11 protein-coding genes are annotated in these 15083 nt (G+C 49.3%); 6 read left to right on the plus strand and 5 right to left on the minus strand.

All coding sequences use genetic code 11. The annotated features are described in order from the left end of the window. Positions 1-324: 324 nt before the first annotated feature. On the plus strand, positions 325-1425 hold the full coding sequence (locus PV02_RS03400; RefSeq protein WP_256621954.1) for a rod shape-determining protein: 1101 nt from the start codon (positions 325-327) through the stop codon (positions 1423-1425). Next, a complete protein-coding gene (locus PV02_RS03405; RefSeq protein WP_256621955.1) occupies positions 1422-3230 on the plus strand; it encodes a coiled-coil domain-containing protein in 1809 nt (602 codons plus the stop codon). Before PV02_RS03400 ends, PV02_RS03405 begins: the two co-directional genes overlap by 4 nt. Before the next feature lie 103 nt (positions 3231-3333). Here the strand turns inward: PV02_RS03405 and pyrF are convergent, their stop codons facing one another. Together pyrF and PV02_RS03415 are read right to left on the minus strand one after the other, a co-directional pair. Continuing rightward, positions 3334-3987 carry an orotidine-5'-phosphate decarboxylase gene (gene pyrF, locus PV02_RS03410; RefSeq protein ID WP_256621956.1) on the minus strand — a complete coding sequence of 218 codons (654 nt, stop codon included), beginning with the start codon at positions 3985-3987 and terminating at the stop codon, positions 3334-3336. 28 nt (positions 3988-4015) lie between these two features. Continuing rightward, positions 4016-4978, minus strand: coding sequence for a deoxyhypusine synthase (locus tag PV02_RS03415; RefSeq protein WP_256621957.1), 963 nt, complete (start codon positions 4976-4978; stop codon positions 4016-4018). A 172-nt stretch (positions 4979-5150) separates the two neighbouring features. On the opposite strand from PV02_RS03415, the gene PV02_RS03420 reads away from it, so the two are divergent. From PV02_RS03420 to mtaA, 4 genes are all read left to right on the plus strand, one after another. After that, entirely contained in the window at positions 5151-5561 is a 411-nt protein-coding gene (locus PV02_RS03420) for a hypothetical protein (protein WP_256621958.1), read from the plus strand. A 12-nt stretch (positions 5562-5573) separates the two neighbouring features. Next, the gene (locus PV02_RS03425) at positions 5574-6419 is read left to right on the plus strand and encodes a metallophosphoesterase (RefSeq protein WP_256621959.1); all 846 of its coding nucleotides are present in this window, start codon (positions 5574-5576) and stop codon (positions 6417-6419) included. Further along, positions 6416-9247: a DEAD/DEAH box helicase gene (locus tag PV02_RS03430; RefSeq protein WP_256622155.1), complete on the plus strand. Its 2832-nt coding sequence runs from the start codon at positions 6416-6418 to the stop codon at positions 9245-9247. Before PV02_RS03425 ends, PV02_RS03430 begins: the two co-directional genes overlap by 4 nt. A gap of 241 nt (positions 9248-9488) precedes the next feature. Further along, positions 9489-10499 (plus strand): methylcobamide:CoM methyltransferase MtaA, encoded by a 1011-nt coding sequence (gene mtaA, locus PV02_RS03435; protein WP_256621960.1) that lies wholly within the window; start codon positions 9489-9491, stop codon positions 10497-10499. Between the two features lie 437 nt (positions 10500-10936). Here the strand turns inward: mtaA and mtaB are convergent, their stop codons facing one another. The 3 genes from mtaB to PV02_RS03450 form a co-directional block, all read right to left on the minus strand. Next, positions 10937-12325, minus strand: a complete 1389-nt coding sequence (mtaB, locus tag PV02_RS03440) for a methanol--corrinoid protein co-methyltransferase MtaB (protein ID WP_256621961.1) — start codon at positions 12323-12325, stop codon at positions 10937-10939. Positions 12326-12337: 12 nt separating this feature from the next. After that, on the minus strand, positions 12338-13099 hold the full coding sequence (gene mtaC / locus PV02_RS03445; RefSeq protein ID WP_256621962.1) for a methanol--corrinoid protein MtaC: 762 nt from the start codon (positions 13097-13099) through the stop codon (positions 12338-12340). Between the two features lie 861 nt (positions 13100-13960). Continuing rightward, positions 13961-15067 carry a GTP-binding protein gene (locus PV02_RS03450; RefSeq protein ID WP_256621963.1) on the minus strand — a complete coding sequence of 369 codons (1107 nt, stop codon included), beginning with the start codon at positions 15065-15067 and terminating at the stop codon, positions 13961-13963. Positions 15068-15083: the final 16 nt, after the last annotated feature.

Consider the following 15083-nt stretch of genomic DNA (forward strand, 5'->3'; position numbering starts at 1 on the left):
GTGATTTACTGGATGAAGGTTATTTTGCAACAGATCATACCCAGAAGCTGCCTGAGTACTGGAAGGCTATTTTCAACTGGTGGCAGCTAATGCACGGCTTTACAGGAAGATCAACATGTAATATCCTGTTGCTATTAATATTATGAGGATGTCATGAACATGTGATACGGATAAATTCCGGGGGTATGCATGCAATTCCTCATTTCTTTTTTTCATGGCAGTCCCTCTTCAGCGCCATGGAGGAAAATTTCATGTTCATAATATATAAATACTGATTTATCTCACATCTTCTGTTATCAATAAACAAAGTCGTGAGGCATTATCGTGGACACTGCTGAAAGTTTCCAAAATGAGAATGAAGCTACTGATTATCCTGCTGCGTCCGGAACAGACAGGGAAACGTCCTATCTCGGGATTGACCTGGGTACGTCGGTAATAACAATCTGCAACAATAAGGGGTCCACGTTCTCAGAGTACAGCCTGATTGCTCGTGATAATAATCCCGATTCAGAAAGAGATGATGAGGACAGGCTCTATGTTGGAAAGGCTGCACTCGAAAGAGCAGATCTTGAGTTGAACTGGCCTGTAAAGGACCTTCTGTATAAAGGAGGGAACTGCGGGAACCTCAGGGCACTAATTGAACATTGTGTCCAGGCTGCAGGCATTACTGCGGAACATGAGCACAGGTACGCTATGATAAGTGTTCCTCCGTGTGCTGATGCATCTTACAGGAGAGCGGTGGTGGATGCGGCAAGACCGCTTTTCAGAGGCCTGATGATTGCCAACGGGCCCTTCTGTGTTGCTTACGGGAATAAGAAAATCAACGGCTCAATTATCATCGATGCAGGCGCATGTAAAACCGATATCTGTCGCATTCATGATTGTATGCCTGAAGACAGGGATTATCTGAATGTCCCGGTAGCCGGAGAGAATATCGATCAGGAACTTGTCGACCTGCTGGCTGAGAAATATGAAGGCTCAACAGTGACAAAAGAACTTGCGAGGACGTGGAAGGAGACCTACGGGTTCGTAGGGGACGCGGATGAAGAGTGCAGGGTCGAGCTGCCGATCGGTGATTCAACGGAGGATGTGATGATCAATGAGGAGCTCCGGCTTGCCTGCGAATCAATCATTCCTGATATCGTCTCAGGTATCCTGAGAATTGTATCCGATGCAGAACCTCAGTTCCGTGAAGCATTAAGGAACAATATCTACCTTTGCGGCGGCAGCAGTAAGATAAGGAACATCAGCAGTTTCATTGAGAACGAGTTAAGGGAAGTCGGTGGTGGCAAAGTCTTCCTCCTGGACAGGCCTGAATGTGCCGGAGCCTATGGAGCTTGCATGCTTGCAGAAAAAATGCCAGGGGAGTTCTGGGAAAAATTGAGTAACCTTGATAATGCAAAAAAATCTGATGTGATACTATGAGTTCATTAAGCTGGTCAAAAAATGGGAAGCAGGCTGCAAAAGGTCGCACGAGTCAGGATTTCACTCCCAATATATATCGTAAGCCTGCGATCAATGAAGATGACAAAGACAAAAAAGGTGATTCCCAGAATGTTGACGGTCCCGGTATATACAACCAGAGGACAATCGTAAAAACTCTGGAGACGGATCTGGGACAGTTACAGGAAAGATATGAGGCCCAACTCAAGGAGTACAGGGAAAAAGAGGCTGTACTCGCCGATGTTAAGGCAAGGTATGATTCCCAGATGGAAGAGTACGAAGAGAAACAGAAGCAACTTGACACACTAAAGGAGGATCTCTCCAGGCAGGAGGAGTTGCTTAACCGCAAATGCACTATCCTCAAGTCTGCAGTGCAGAAAGCTGAAGATACCATTCCGACGGAGCAGATCCGTGAACTTGAAGAGAAGCGCTCCGAGTTCGAGAAGAATAAAGCCGAACTCGAGCAGAGACTGGAAGAGTTCGAAAGGACTCAACAGGAGTACGAACAGCAGTTTACCCTGCTTGAGAGCAACAGGTCTGAACTTTCCGGCATGAGGGCCCAGTATGAAGAAGAGCTGCAGGATTATCTTGGCAGGAAGAAAGAGCTTGAGAAGAAGGCACATTCTCTGGAGGAACAGCTTGCAGCAGGGAACGATGCTTCGCTGGGTATTGAAGGCCTGAACTATGGTACTGCCATAGATCTTGTAAAGTCAAAGTACTACAGTGAGCTGAAGGAACTAAATCGTAAGAAGGCAGACCTTGCAACCCTCAGGGAGGAACTGGAGAACGAGGAATCCCTGCTCAATGCCAAAAGTTCCAGCATAGCAGAGATAAAGGCACAGATCGAGAGCGAATTCAACAGACTGATACCACAGACTTCCGAACTTGAAGCTGCAATGGCGGCTTATGATGAGAAGGTCCGCATCCATGAGGAAAGGGAGCAAAGGCTTTCCCAGCTGACACGGAAATATGACCTCGACTATGCCACCTTCACCCAGAACCGGCAGGAGCTTGAGGAGTTGCTTGACCGGCAGGCAAAAGAAGAGCTTGACCTGGAGGAAAGGAAGATCGCAGCAAGCGAATCACGCAGGCAGCTGGAACTTGAGATAGAAGAGATCAATTCAAGGTCTGCCGAGTTCCGGGAAAAGGTTGCTGCCTTTGAGAGGAATACAGAGCTTTACCAGCATGATATTCTTGAATATGAGGAGAACCTGCGCATCTATACTGAGAATAATAACCTCTTACAGGAGTCTCTTTCTGTGTACGGGGAAGAGCTCAGGTCGTTTGAAGAAAGACGTGCCGAACTTGAAAGTCAGAAAATCTCCCTGTCAGGTGAAGAGGAATCCCTCCTGCAGAGAAAGTCCGATATAGACGACAGGCGCAGGGAACTCGAATCCGAGGAATCGATGATCGTTTCCTGGAGAGCTGAGGTCGAGTCAGAGAAAGCTTCCCTTAAGTCCGAACTGGAGAGCATCAAAACCAAACGCGAGGGTAATTCTAAGCTGGAGAGTGAACTGGAATCCGGATTCAGTGAACTGGAGTCCCGCCGCAGGGAGCTTGAAGCGCTTCTGGAAACAACTGAAAAGGAGATCGGGACACATATCACCCTTCATCGCCAGAACCTCGATATCCGCAAGGTCAACACCAAGCTTGAACAGCAGTCTGTCTACATAAAGAGTCTTGAAAAATCCATAAGTGAGATGCAGAGGGCTCTTGATGAGGCTACGTCGGATGCAAGGAAACACGAGATGTTCTCACATATCCTCAAAATGAACATGGAAATCTGACAATAAGAGTAGTATGTGTGCCTCAGAACTCATAGGGTTCATCACGAATCAGAAAGATTCTCTCATCACAGGCACACTTCCTGTTTTTTTATTTATCTTTAGTTCAGATCACTTCTTTTATTTCACTCACAAGCTTTGCAGCAACTGCTGCCGGGTCATCTGACTGGTAGATGCTCCTGCCCACTATGACCCAGTCGGCGCCGGCTCTGATAGCATCTGCAGCACTCCCGCCCTGCGTACCCACGCCCGGGGAGATTATTGTGAGGTCGCTGCCGATTATATTCCTGATATCCCTTACCCTTTCGGGCCTTGTTGCGGGTGCAACCACGCCGGAGGCTTGCTCATCGGCAGCCATCTTTGCTATAGCTTCGCCTGCAGCCTGCATGAAATCAAGTGCACCGGGGTGGCTCATCTCAGTGACCACGAAAATATCCTTGTTGTTGCTCCTGGCCACCTCCACGGAGGTCCTTAGGCTGTCGTGTCCCGTGAAGCCCTGAACGATGACAGCATCAGCGCCGGCTTTGAACACCTGCTCACAGATGAGGCGATTTGTGTTGGGTATGTCCGCAACCTTGAAATCTGCAATGATCGGTGCATATCGGGACAGTTCGGTTATTATCCCTAGTCCTGTTGCCAGTATGAGGGGGTAGCCCACCTTGATGGCGTCCACATGCCCGGCCACCACCTGGGATATCCTGAGGGCTTCAGCGCTGTCCAGTACGTCCAGTGCGAGTATGAGTCGTGTATCTTTTTCCATGTGAATCTCCTTTTCCGAACCTGCAGGCTTAGTCCTGTCCCTGTTCCTTTGCCAGCCTTGTCCTTGCAGCCGCAACCAGTATTGGCAGGGTTATCGTGGCATCGGAGTGTACTGTGACCGAACGTGCAGTCTCGCTTACCTTGCCCCACGAACGCGCTTCGTCGAGGGTGGCTCCGCTCAGGCCGCCGGTCTCCGGCGTGTCCATGGTCAGCTGGATGGCATATTCGAACTCCTGGTGGGTGATGAGCATGGACTGGAAGATGTAGTTCTTGGGAACGCCGCCGCCAATGAGCAGTGCGCCGGGTCTCTTAGCCTCGTAGCACAGGTCGATTATCTCCCTCATATCCTCGAAGGCGTCGACCTTCAGGGGATTCTTCTGCTTGTAGAGCCAGGCCTGCAGCCCGATCATGGAATCCTGGATGGCCGGGCAGAACACGGGCACGTTCATGTCCGCCGCAGTTCTGAGAATGGAGTCCTTGTCATCAATATGGTTGCCTATATGGGTCATCATCTGCCTGATGGAAATAGGTTCGCTGCCCATGTCGGCGAAGATTGCCTGCATCCTTTCCTCAAAATCCACAAAGTATGGCTCGGGAAGGTAAACGTCATATATCCTGTTGATCTCCTCGTGCTTGAGCTCTATATCGTCGCATTGGGCGCATCCCTTATAGTGGTGAAGCCCCATGGATTCCACGATCTCATGCACCATGTTGGCTCCTGTGGTCACAAGCACGTCTATGTAGCCGTCCCTGATAAGGTCAGCCACGATGCCTCTCATGCCCGCCGGTACCATGGCTCCTGCAAGCCCGAAGAAGCTCGTGGAACCCCCGGCCAGCATCTCGTGGTATATGTCCACAGCGTCAGCCAGCTTTCCTGCACCGAAGGCGCATCCGCACATTGCCTGGACAAGCGAGTCAACATCCATGCCCTCTGTGATCCTTGCCTGCTTTATCGGGTTCTGGAGTTTTTCCTCAGGTGAATGATGTTCCATTTGTTATCATCTCTGTTTTGTTGGTTCTACGGCAAGCTCCTTCATTAAAGTTTCTTCTTCAAATGCAGGTCAATACTGCTTCCCGGAAAAAAGAGTATTAAATACCGGCTTGAATTATTTTTCCTGGATGACTGCACAATTTAAATAATACATAAACCGCATATAAACTGCAATGAGTTCCATTCTTTCCAGAATAGTCCCGAAGCAAAGGAAGATGTCCACCCAGCTTGGCGGCCTGCTTATCATAGTGGGTGAGACCATGTTCCTGTTCTCGATACTTAACTTCCTTATGATAACAAGGCTGCAGTACTATAGTTCAGGGGATAATTTCTTCAGGCTGCTGTTTCCCAACTACCTGCTGTTCCTGTTCGGCCTGTCTGCAGTGGCATTCATCGGCATGTGGCTTACCTATGTCTATATTTTCCCGAGCAAGCAGAAGTTCTCCCAGGAGCAGGCCATTAAGGATGACCGCAGTCCTATGTATAATACTCTACTGGAAATGCAGAAGGATCTCCGCGAGATGAGGTCCACGGTGGAATCGCTCTCAGAAAGAGTGGACATGATGGCTGAAGAAAGAAAATAGTTTCCTGTTCAAATGACAATAGAATTCGAACCTCTCATAGACGAGCCTGCACTTCTTGTAAAGAGCGCCACCACTTCACTGGTGGTTGCAGACATACATCTTGGTATCGAATGGGACCTTTACAGGAGCGGTATATCAATACCCAGCCGCATGAAATACGGGCTTGAACGCATCATTGGCTATATAAAAAGCAGATCTCCTGACAGGGTCATCCTGCTGGGAGACCTGAAACACAATGTGCCGCAGATCTCGTGGCAGGAGAGGGATGAGATCCCTTATTTCCTGGAGTCCCTTGCGGAACATGCCCGGATAGACATCTTTCCCGGCAACCATGACGGAGGTATCGAGCATCTGGTTCCCAGGAGGCCTGATATCACAATACATCCGGTGCGCGGCTCAGTTATCGAGGGAGTTGCTTACTTCCATGGGCATACCTGGCCGGACCCATCCCTGCTTAGCGCGCAGTATATAGTGACAGCCCACAATCATCCTACTATCAGGTTCACAGACAGCCTTGGCTATTCCGTGACGGAGCAGAGCTGGATCAGGACAAGACTTAATATGGATGTACTGGGGGAGCATTTCAGGGATAAAGGGATGCAGGAGCGCAAGGTAAAAGACAGTCCCGAGCTCATAATTGTCCCTTCTTTCAACGAGCTGTGCGGTGGAGTTGCCTTTAACGAGTCTCTCCATGATGACCTGCTTGGCCCCATGTTCTCATCTGGGGCAGTGGACATTGACAATGCACAGGTCTATCTGCTTGACGGGACATGTCTTGGGGCACTGAAGAACATCCGCAGGCTGGAGGAAAGCAGGCCCGGCGCCGGAAAACGCAAAAGGAAGGTATCGAGGAAATGAGCTTCGGGAACATCTTTGATTCATTGCACCCGCGGATACAGGAGGCTCTCCGGAAGCAGGGCTTCGTGGCTCCCACGGAACCCCAGGAGAAGGTCTTGCCGTTCATTATGAAAGGAGAGCATACTTTCCTGGTGGCTCCCACCGGCTCCGGAAAGACCGAATCCGCCATGCTTCCCATATTCAACGCCATCCTTTCCAAGAGTGAGGAACAGAGGGCCGGCATCTCGGCACTCTATATAACACCTCTCAGAGCGCTTAATCGTGACATGCTCTCACGCATGAACTGGTGGGGTGCCGAGCTTGGTATCGACGTGCAGGTACGGCACGGGGATACTTCCCAGTATGAACGGCAGAAGCAGTCACGTAAGCCCCCGGATTTCCTGATAACAACTCCCGAAACCCTTCAGGCCATGTTCACCGGCTCCCGCCTGCGCAAGAATCTGGGATCGGTGACCCACGTGGTGGTGGATGAGATTCACGAGATGGCATCCTCCAAGCGAGGCACCCAGCTTGCCGTGGGCCTTGAGAGGCTTGTGGAGATAGCAGGCGAGTTCCAGAGGATAGGACTTTCGGCAACAGTGGGTAATCCGGATGAGGTGGCAAAATTCCTGGCAGGTACGGACCGCAGTGTCACTGTCGTATCCGTGTCGATGCTCAAGCTGCTGGAATTCAATGTGGTGAGCCCCTCTGTTACAGACGAGGACCTGGATATAGGCGGCAGGGTCGGCTCAGAGGCGGAGTTCGCTTCGCAGCTCAGATGCATACGTGATATTGTCGATAAGAACATATCCACGCTGGTCTTTGTGAACACAAGGCAGAGTGCAGAGGCTTTGGCTGCCGGTTTTAAGATGCTCGGCCTGCCCATCGGGGTGCACCACGGCTCCCTGTCGGTGGATGCACGTATCGAGGCAGAGGAATCATTCAAAAGCGGCGACCTTAGGGGCCTTATCTGCACCTCGTCAATGGAACTGGGGATAGATATCGGGAACGTGGACCATGTAGTGCAGTATGGCTCCCCGAGGCAGGTTTCCCGGTTGCTGCAGCGTGTAGGTCGCGCAGGTCACAGGATACATGAGGTTTCCAGGGGCACTATCCTGGCCATGGGCCCTGACGATGTGGCTGAGAGCATGGCTATCTGCAAGCTTGCGCTGGAAGGCAAGGTGGAGGCAGTGTCGCCACACATGAACTCCCTGGACGTACTGGCAAACCAGATATCCGGACTTGTTATTGATTTCGGGGATGTGGATATCGAAAAGGTGTTCGCCATTCTCCGGCGTGCATATCCTTTCAAGGACCTGAGCGAGAGCACTCTCAGAAAAGTGGTCTCACAGATAAACGACTATCGCATGGTATGGAATGAGGAAGGCTCCGATGTCCTTTCTCGAAGGAAGAAGAGCTGGCAGTATTATTATGACAACCTGTCCATGATACCTGACGAGAAGAAATACGAGATCTTTGATATCGTCACAGGGAGGCCGGTGGGCGTGCTTGATGAGGCATTTGTCATCAACTTTGTGTCACTCGGTGCTGTCTTTATTACCAAGGGGGACATGTGGCGGGTCATTGAGATGAACAGTGAACGTGACCGGATAAAGGTGGAGCCGGTGCGCGGGATGGGTGAGATCCCGAGCTGGGTGGGCGAGGAGATACCCGTGCCTTTTGAGGTTGCCGGGGAGGTAGGTTCCATCCGGGAGACCATCGCCGGGCAGGTTCTGGAGGGGCGCGGGGACAATGAGGTAGTTGCATCCCTGCGCAAGGCCTATCCTGTGGATGTCAATGGGGCTGAGTCACTGATCTCCCTTGTCAGGGAACATGCTGAGGGCGGTTTCCCTGTCCCTCATGCAGGTCTGCTGGTGATAGAGAATGACGGCGATGCTGTCCTGATCAATGCGTGCTTCGGACACAATACCAATGAGACCCTTGCAAAAGTACTCACATCCCTCCTGGCTGCAAGATACGGGAGCAGCGTGTCCCAGGAGATAGACCCTTACAGGATACGTTTACAGCTTCCCCGGAGGATACGGGCTAAAGAGATATCAGACCTTCTGGCTGAAATAAAGCCTGAGCACATCGAGCCTATCATAGAGATGACACTGAAGAACACTTCCCTGATGAAGTGGAAAATGGTGCATGTGGCAAGGAAGTTCGGGGCACTGGGCAAGGATATCGACTATGACAGGATAAGCATGAAGAAGCTGCTTGAGATATACAGGGATACTGCCATGTATGACGAGGTCATCCGGGAGATATTCCATACCATGCTGGATATCACGCGTGCCTCGGAAGTGCTGGAAGGCGTATCCTCCGGCAGGATCGCAGTTTTGGTAAGTCCTTCGACACCGTTGGGCAGGGCCGGTTTTTCCATGAAGAGGGACCTTGTGGCGCCTGAGAAGGCTGACAGGTCTATCGTGATGGCACTCAAGGAGAGGATCATGAATGACAGGGTGATCCTGTTCTGTGTTCATTGCAAAAAATGGACCTCCAGGAGGCAGGTGAAGAACGTCCCTGACTCTCTCGTATGCCCGGTGTGCGATTCCAGGATGATCGCATCGCTCAAACCCTGGGAGGAGGAAGAGATAAAGCTTGTGCAGAAGCAGCAAAAGACAGGTTCGGAGGAAGAACTCAAACGTATAAGGAAGGTTTACAGGAATGCCAATATTGTGATGACCCATGGCAAGCAGGCCGTGATAGCCCTTGCCAGCAGGGGTGTCGGTCCTGAGATGGCAACAAGGGTGATACAAAAGATGAGGCAGGATGAGGAAGCTTTCTACCGGGATATACTTGTGGCTGAGAGGAACTATGCCAAGAACAAGAGATTCTGGGGTTGAAAGATGCAATGATTATCATCTATGTTTAAACAAGCGTTTCATATTTGGCTGGTATCTGATGGATTAAATGCCAATAGGCATAATCTTTTATAACATTATACGAATATTATTTTTCATAAGTGCCTGGCTTCTCACGATTTTTATTGATAACTAAGCAAAAGCGGCATAAATCCAATAGTTTTATATCTGATGTCACGCAAATCAAGATGACTAAAATCTACTCAACAGAGAAGGTTTCATTATGAACATGAAAGAAAGGTTTATCAAAGCATTAAAAGGTGAAGAAGTCGATAAAGTTCCGGTAGTATCTGTAACACAGACCGCTATCGTTGAACTCATGGATAAGACCGGTGCTGCATGGCCAGAGGCACACACCGATGCGCAGAAGATGGCCGACCTTGCAATGGCAACATACACTGAGTGCGGTCTTGAGGGTGTAAGAGCTCCATACGACCTTACAGTTCTCGCAGAGGCAATGGGCTGTACAATCAACATGGGCACAAAGAACAGGCAGCCATCTGTCACAGACCACCCATATCCAAAGGGTCTTGAAGGCGCTGCAATGCCTGAGAACCTCCTTGCACAGGGCAGGATACCCGTAGTGCTTGAGGCCATGAAGATCCTCCGGGAGAAGGCAGGAAACGATTTCCCTGTAATCGCCGGTATGGAAGGCCCAGTTACCCTCGCATCCGATCTTGCAAGTGTCAAGAAGTTCATGAAATGGTCTATCAAGGACCAGGAATCTTTCCAGCAGATGCTCGACTTTGCATGTGACGCATGCATCCAGTATGCAAACGCTCTTGTAGAGGCAGGCGCAGATGTCATCAGTGTACCTGACCCGGTAGCATCCCCGGACCTGCTGGCCCCTGAGACATTTAACACAATCCTCAAGCCAGTACTGCAGAGATTCGCAGATGGTGTCAATGCACCAATGATTCTCCACATCTGTGGTGACGTTTCCCCTATTCTTGAAGGCATGGCAGACTGCCACTTCGAGTCAATCAGCATTGAAGAAAAGGTCAAGGATCTCAAGGGAGCAAAGGCAAAGGTTGCCGGCAAAGTAACGATCTGCGGTAACATTTCAAGCCCGTTCACCCTGCTTGCAGGTGACGAGGCAAAGGTCAAGGCTGACTCCAGGAAGGCTCTTGAAGACGGTATTGATGTACTTGCACCAGGCTGCGGAATTGCACCGGACACAAAGTGCTCCAACCTCAGGGCAATGGTTGCAGCAAGGGATGAATACTTCGCATAAATTCTATCGGCATGCATAGTTCACTATGGCATGCCTTCCTTTCTTTTTTATATGCCTTCTTACATGATTCTGCCTAGCTGCTTACTTCGGTCCTGAAGGTTCAAATTAGATCTGCTCAGTTTAGCATAGCATTTGCCAGATTTAATATTGGGATTTGAGATAGAAACTGGCTTAAACACTGCACTAGCAGCAGTTACTGTTATGCAGTTCAGTTTTATACTGGTGCGCGCAGATGGCATCATTTCTGCTGCCGGGGTCTAAAGGTCCTGATTAAGAAGTTAATGGAAATCTATTCTCAATATTATGTAACCACCCGCAACTGGGAGCATGACTCTCTGGAAAGTGGATTACAGTTGTAGGAATAGGTTATTCGAAAGACTTAATAAAAAAGAGAAAAGGAACAAGTTCTGAACTCAGAACTTGCCTTATTTTTGAGTTTACCACTTGTAGTTGGTTTCTGGCCTGAAGACCTTGACCTCTGCCTTGTACTTGGCGAGGCTGTCGCTCATGAAGGTGTCCTTCTCGTTGGTCAGTGCGTCGACAGATGCCTTTGCGTCTGCAAGTGCATTCTGCTCGAAGCGGGACATGATGAGCTTGCCTTCCTTCTTGGATGCTTCGAGGATCTTGATTGTCTCGACGACTGCGTTCTTTGAACGGAGGTACAGGTCGTTTCCGTCCTTGACAATTGCCTGGCCTACCTTGAATGCGTTGTCGTATGCAAGGATGTAGCCCTGTGGGTCTCTGTACTTGTCAGAGAGAGCCATCATGTCACGGAGCACCTTTGCGTTTCCGGTCTGGATTGCAGTGTTCATGAGGGCTGCGTCCATGTTCAGGGTCTGGGACCAGCACTGTACGCTTGTACCACCGAATTCACCGTGGTATTCTACGGACTCGTTGGACCACAGGTCACAAACCTGCATCGTCAGGTTACCCATGACATCTGCGTGTGCGCAGGTTGCGGACTTTCCTTCCTGGGCGATCGGGCATCCGGTGATGGCCTTGACTATGGTGTTCTCATAGCCGCAGTCCTTTCCTGGGCCCTGTGCGCCTGCTTCATATCCTACCAGTGTCCTTGAACCAGCAATTACTCTTGCAAGGATTGCGAGTGTGTGTGCGAGGTTCTTGTCAAGGAGACCACCGGCGATGAACATTGCAGTGTTTGCCTGGGCACAGTCTGTGTCACCGGCTGCAATTCTGCCTTTCTTGTCTGCGATCTTCTTGATGTCGGTCCAGATCATTTCCATGTCCATTCCGCCGAGGCAGCCGATGGCATAGATCATACCTGGTACATCGTTCCTGAGAACTGCGTAGTCGAGGATTTCCTTACCACCCATTGTCTCGATGGACAGGAAGTCTGCGCCGCCTTCTGCTACTGCTTCGAAGGACTCCATGAGTTTGTCGTACTTGTCGCCGATCAGTGCGAGCAGGTCACGGTCCTCACGGATGTCACCGGGGGTGTGCCTGAGACCGCACTTTATGCCGTACTCTTCGTGGTATTCTTCGAGGATTGTCTTCTGGACGTGAGCGATCTCGCCTCCCCAGGAGGGGTTGTTGGTCATCTGCTCGACGTGTTCTGTCTCGAGTGAGACTGCTGGGAAACCGATCTGTACGGCCCTTGCCATAATGTCGGTTGTCAGCTTGCGGTATTCAGAAACGAGTTTCTCCTTGGAGACACCGGCCTCTGGCCTTGGTGCATAGTTAACTTCTGCTGTAACGTATCCAGCACCGACCTGTAATCCGAGTTCGGCTTTTACCGGGTGGACAGCAGTTCCGAAAATCATATCGTCAGCATTCTTGTATGCCATTGAAGTGTATCTTTTGACCATTTGCTTCACCTCTTAGTGCTTGTGGAACATGTCCTTCAGCTGTGCAAGGCCCTTGCCTGCCAGTATTGCGTTTGCCATCTTTGGTGCGTCTGCTGCTTCCTCGCCATATATACCGAGCTGGTATGATGCGACGAAGTCCTGGTTGACTGCTCCGCCACCGCACTGGAATGGTATCTTGATGCCTGCTTCGAGGAGTCTGTCGTTGATTTCCTTGAATGCATACATGGTGGTTGTCATGAGTGCTGTACCGGTGAGCATCATTGGGCTCTCCTTCTTTACAGCTGCAATGACTTCATCTACTGGGACATCACGGCCGAGGTCTACAACTTCGTATCCGGCAGATCTGAGAAGAGCTGCTACGATTGTCTTTCCGATGTCGTGGACGTCACCCTCTGCCACGTGGCATACTACTTTGCCCTTTGGCTTTGGTGCTGAGCCTGCGGATTCCTTACAGAACTCGATACCTTCGAGCATTGCATCTGCAGACATCATGACGTTTGGCAGGAAGACTACACCCTGGTCATATAAGTCAGTTACAATCTTCATTCCTGGCATGAGTACGTCGTCAATGAGCTTTATGGGGTTTGCTCCCTTCTCGATTGCCTTCTCGAGGCCCTCGATAACGTCGTCCTCTTCACCCTCAAAGATTGCCTTTGCAATTGATTTTGCAGGCTCGTCTTTCGGGAACATCTCAGCTGCCATCTGATCAGGTGTCTGTGCTTTCTCCTTCTGCACATTGTACCTGACTAAAATTTTGGTTGGGTCTATATCCATCTATTCTACCTCCTTAGTATCTAGATTGATTTTTCCTGCCACCCTATCGTTCAAAAACCTCACGATCAAAGCAGCAGATGGATTTCAGCCGATCTCAGGCACCTTTTATTGCATAAGGATCTCCACAATCCTTGTACAATCATTATACGCCTTTGACCAACTTCATCTTTCCACATAATCACCTAATCAAAGTTGGTATATAAACCTAGCGGTTTTAGTTATTTATAAAACAGTTTTAATAATACTATCTGCTACATTTTGATGAAGTTCCGTCTGATAACAGTTTTTTTGACAAAATCAGGCTTAATAACTCATTATATTTTAAGAGTCATACTCCATTCTCCAAAATTAAATTATGGAGTATATGGTTTTGAGGAATAGACTTAAATACATCTATTTTTCAACACAATGTTCCTTGCTTTATGTAAAATTTAGTTGATTTAGTGTGGTCTACTTTGTTTATTTATATTTACAGAGCATTGTCTTTTTTCATTGGTACTTCAAAAAATTCGAATCAAAAAACTGTTAACGCGGTTAACAAGGCTACTTTTCCTTGAATGTCATAATGCCCGGTTATTTTGTTTACCGTATAGTTTAAGTAGGGGTGTGTTTTTGTCGACATTTGCTTCTCTTTTACTGTTTGATGACTGTAGGCCGCTCAGCTCTCAAAGGCGTTATGCTTAAATATGATTGCTTGAACCTGCGCACAGGACAACAGATCTAGCCTGCCTAAGAATAGAATACAATTGAATTCTGGATGTAAGGAGCATAAAAAAGATCATCACCTCTGGCCCCCTTACATTGCTCTAAGGTCTTTTTTCCAGAGGTTATATGGTTACAGGACCGTTCCATCGGTTTTTTTCATGAAGTCTCTTGGTGAGCATGTGAATTGTGCGCGAAACTGATATTCACTGCCCTGAGATTATCCTCAACAGCATCATTCACTATACTGATCAGCCTGTCGCGTTTGATGTTAGATACGGCTGAGAGTATCTTCAGCTTGCGGGAATGTGCATTCCCGAGGGGGATGAGCTCATATGTGACATCCTTGTCGAATGCTGTCAGATTAGCTTTTACTGTATCGGTTTCGGATTCCATGAACAATTTGATGTGGCCCACGAACTCAGGACTGGATTTCGTCACTTCGGCCTTGATGGTTTCGATCAGGTTCCGGACAACCGATCGGGCATTGTCGGTCGACACATCTCCAATATTGTACTCAGTGGCATAGCTGGTAACTCCTGAAGCATTAATGGAATTCATATCGTATTCTACAGGCTCGCCGGTTGCCCTGTCCACCATCTGGATTCCGGGGATGGTGGTCTTCAGTTCTGTATCTCTCTTCTCACTGAGTATCTCTTCGGCACCTTCTCCAAAGAGGAGCTTCACAAACTCATGCCAGTGCTCATCCTCATATGTGGCAGAAAGCAGAACCACCCTGGCCTTCGGGTTCAACTGCTGGACAGATGCTTCGATGATGGGAATGCGTATTTTTTCCACCAGGTCCAGTTTGTTTATCCCCAGCACCTCCGCATCTATTATCTGCCTCATGGCGAAGTGCTTGACTTCCTTCATAAGCTGCTTGAACCTGCTTCCGTCTATGAGCGTCACCAGCGGCTGAATGCTGACGTCCTTTAGGTCCATAAGGTTGATCTCGTTCCTGATGATCTGGGGGAAAGCAATACCTGTCGGCTCTATGAGAAGTATGTCCGGCTTATAGTCCTTCATCAGCAGGCTTATAGTGGTCTTCATATTCACCTTCAGCGAACAGCAGATACATCCGCTGGTAAGTTCCGTTGTCTGAAGGCCATATTTGGAGATCACGTCCCCGTCTATACCCACCTCGCCTATCTCATTGACGATAATGGCAACTTTCTTTCCTGCATTGCTGAAATCCCTTCCAAGCCTCAGAACGGTGGTGGTCTTACCGCTGCCTAAAAAGCCTCCGATCACCAGTATTTTCATCATGGGGTCCTGCTCCTGT

Origin of the sequence: Methanolobus chelungpuianus (assembly GCF_024500045.1) — an archaeon.
Taxonomy (GTDB): domain Archaea; phylum Halobacteriota; class Methanosarcinia; order Methanosarcinales; family Methanosarcinaceae; genus Methanolobus; species Methanolobus chelungpuianus.

Excerpts from the sequence above, each read along its gene's own strand:
- pyrF (WP_256621956.1), bottom strand. The coding sequence starts at position 3,987 with ATGGAAAAAGATACACGACTCATACTCGCACTGGACGTACTGGACAGC.
- mtaC (WP_256621962.1), bottom strand. The coding sequence starts at position 13,099 with ATGGATATAGACCCAACCAAAATTTTAGTCAGGTACAATGTGCAGAAG.
- PV02_RS03430 (WP_256622155.1), top strand. The coding sequence starts at position 6,416 with ATGAGCTTCGGGAACATCTTTGATTCATTGCACCCGCGGATACAGGAG.
- PV02_RS03415 (WP_256621957.1), bottom strand. The coding sequence starts at position 4,978 with ATGGAACATCATTCACCTGAGGAAAAACTCCAGAACCCGATAAAGCAG.
- mtaB (WP_256621961.1), bottom strand. The coding sequence starts at position 12,325 with ATGGTCAAAAGATACACTTCAATGGCATACAAGAATGCTGACGATATG.
- mtaA (WP_256621960.1), top strand. The coding sequence starts at position 9,489 with ATGAACATGAAAGAAAGGTTTATCAAAGCATTAAAAGGTGAAGAAGTC.
- PV02_RS03420 (WP_256621958.1), top strand. The coding sequence starts at position 5,151 with ATGAGTTCCATTCTTTCCAGAATAGTCCCGAAGCAAAGGAAGATGTCC.
- PV02_RS03425 (WP_256621959.1), top strand. The coding sequence starts at position 5,574 with ATGACAATAGAATTCGAACCTCTCATAGACGAGCCTGCACTTCTTGTA.
- PV02_RS03405 (WP_256621955.1), top strand. The coding sequence starts at position 1,422 with ATGAGTTCATTAAGCTGGTCAAAAAATGGGAAGCAGGCTGCAAAAGGT.
- PV02_RS03450 (WP_256621963.1), bottom strand. The coding sequence starts at position 15,067 with ATGATGAAAATACTGGTGATCGGAGGCTTTTTAGGCAGCGGTAAGACC.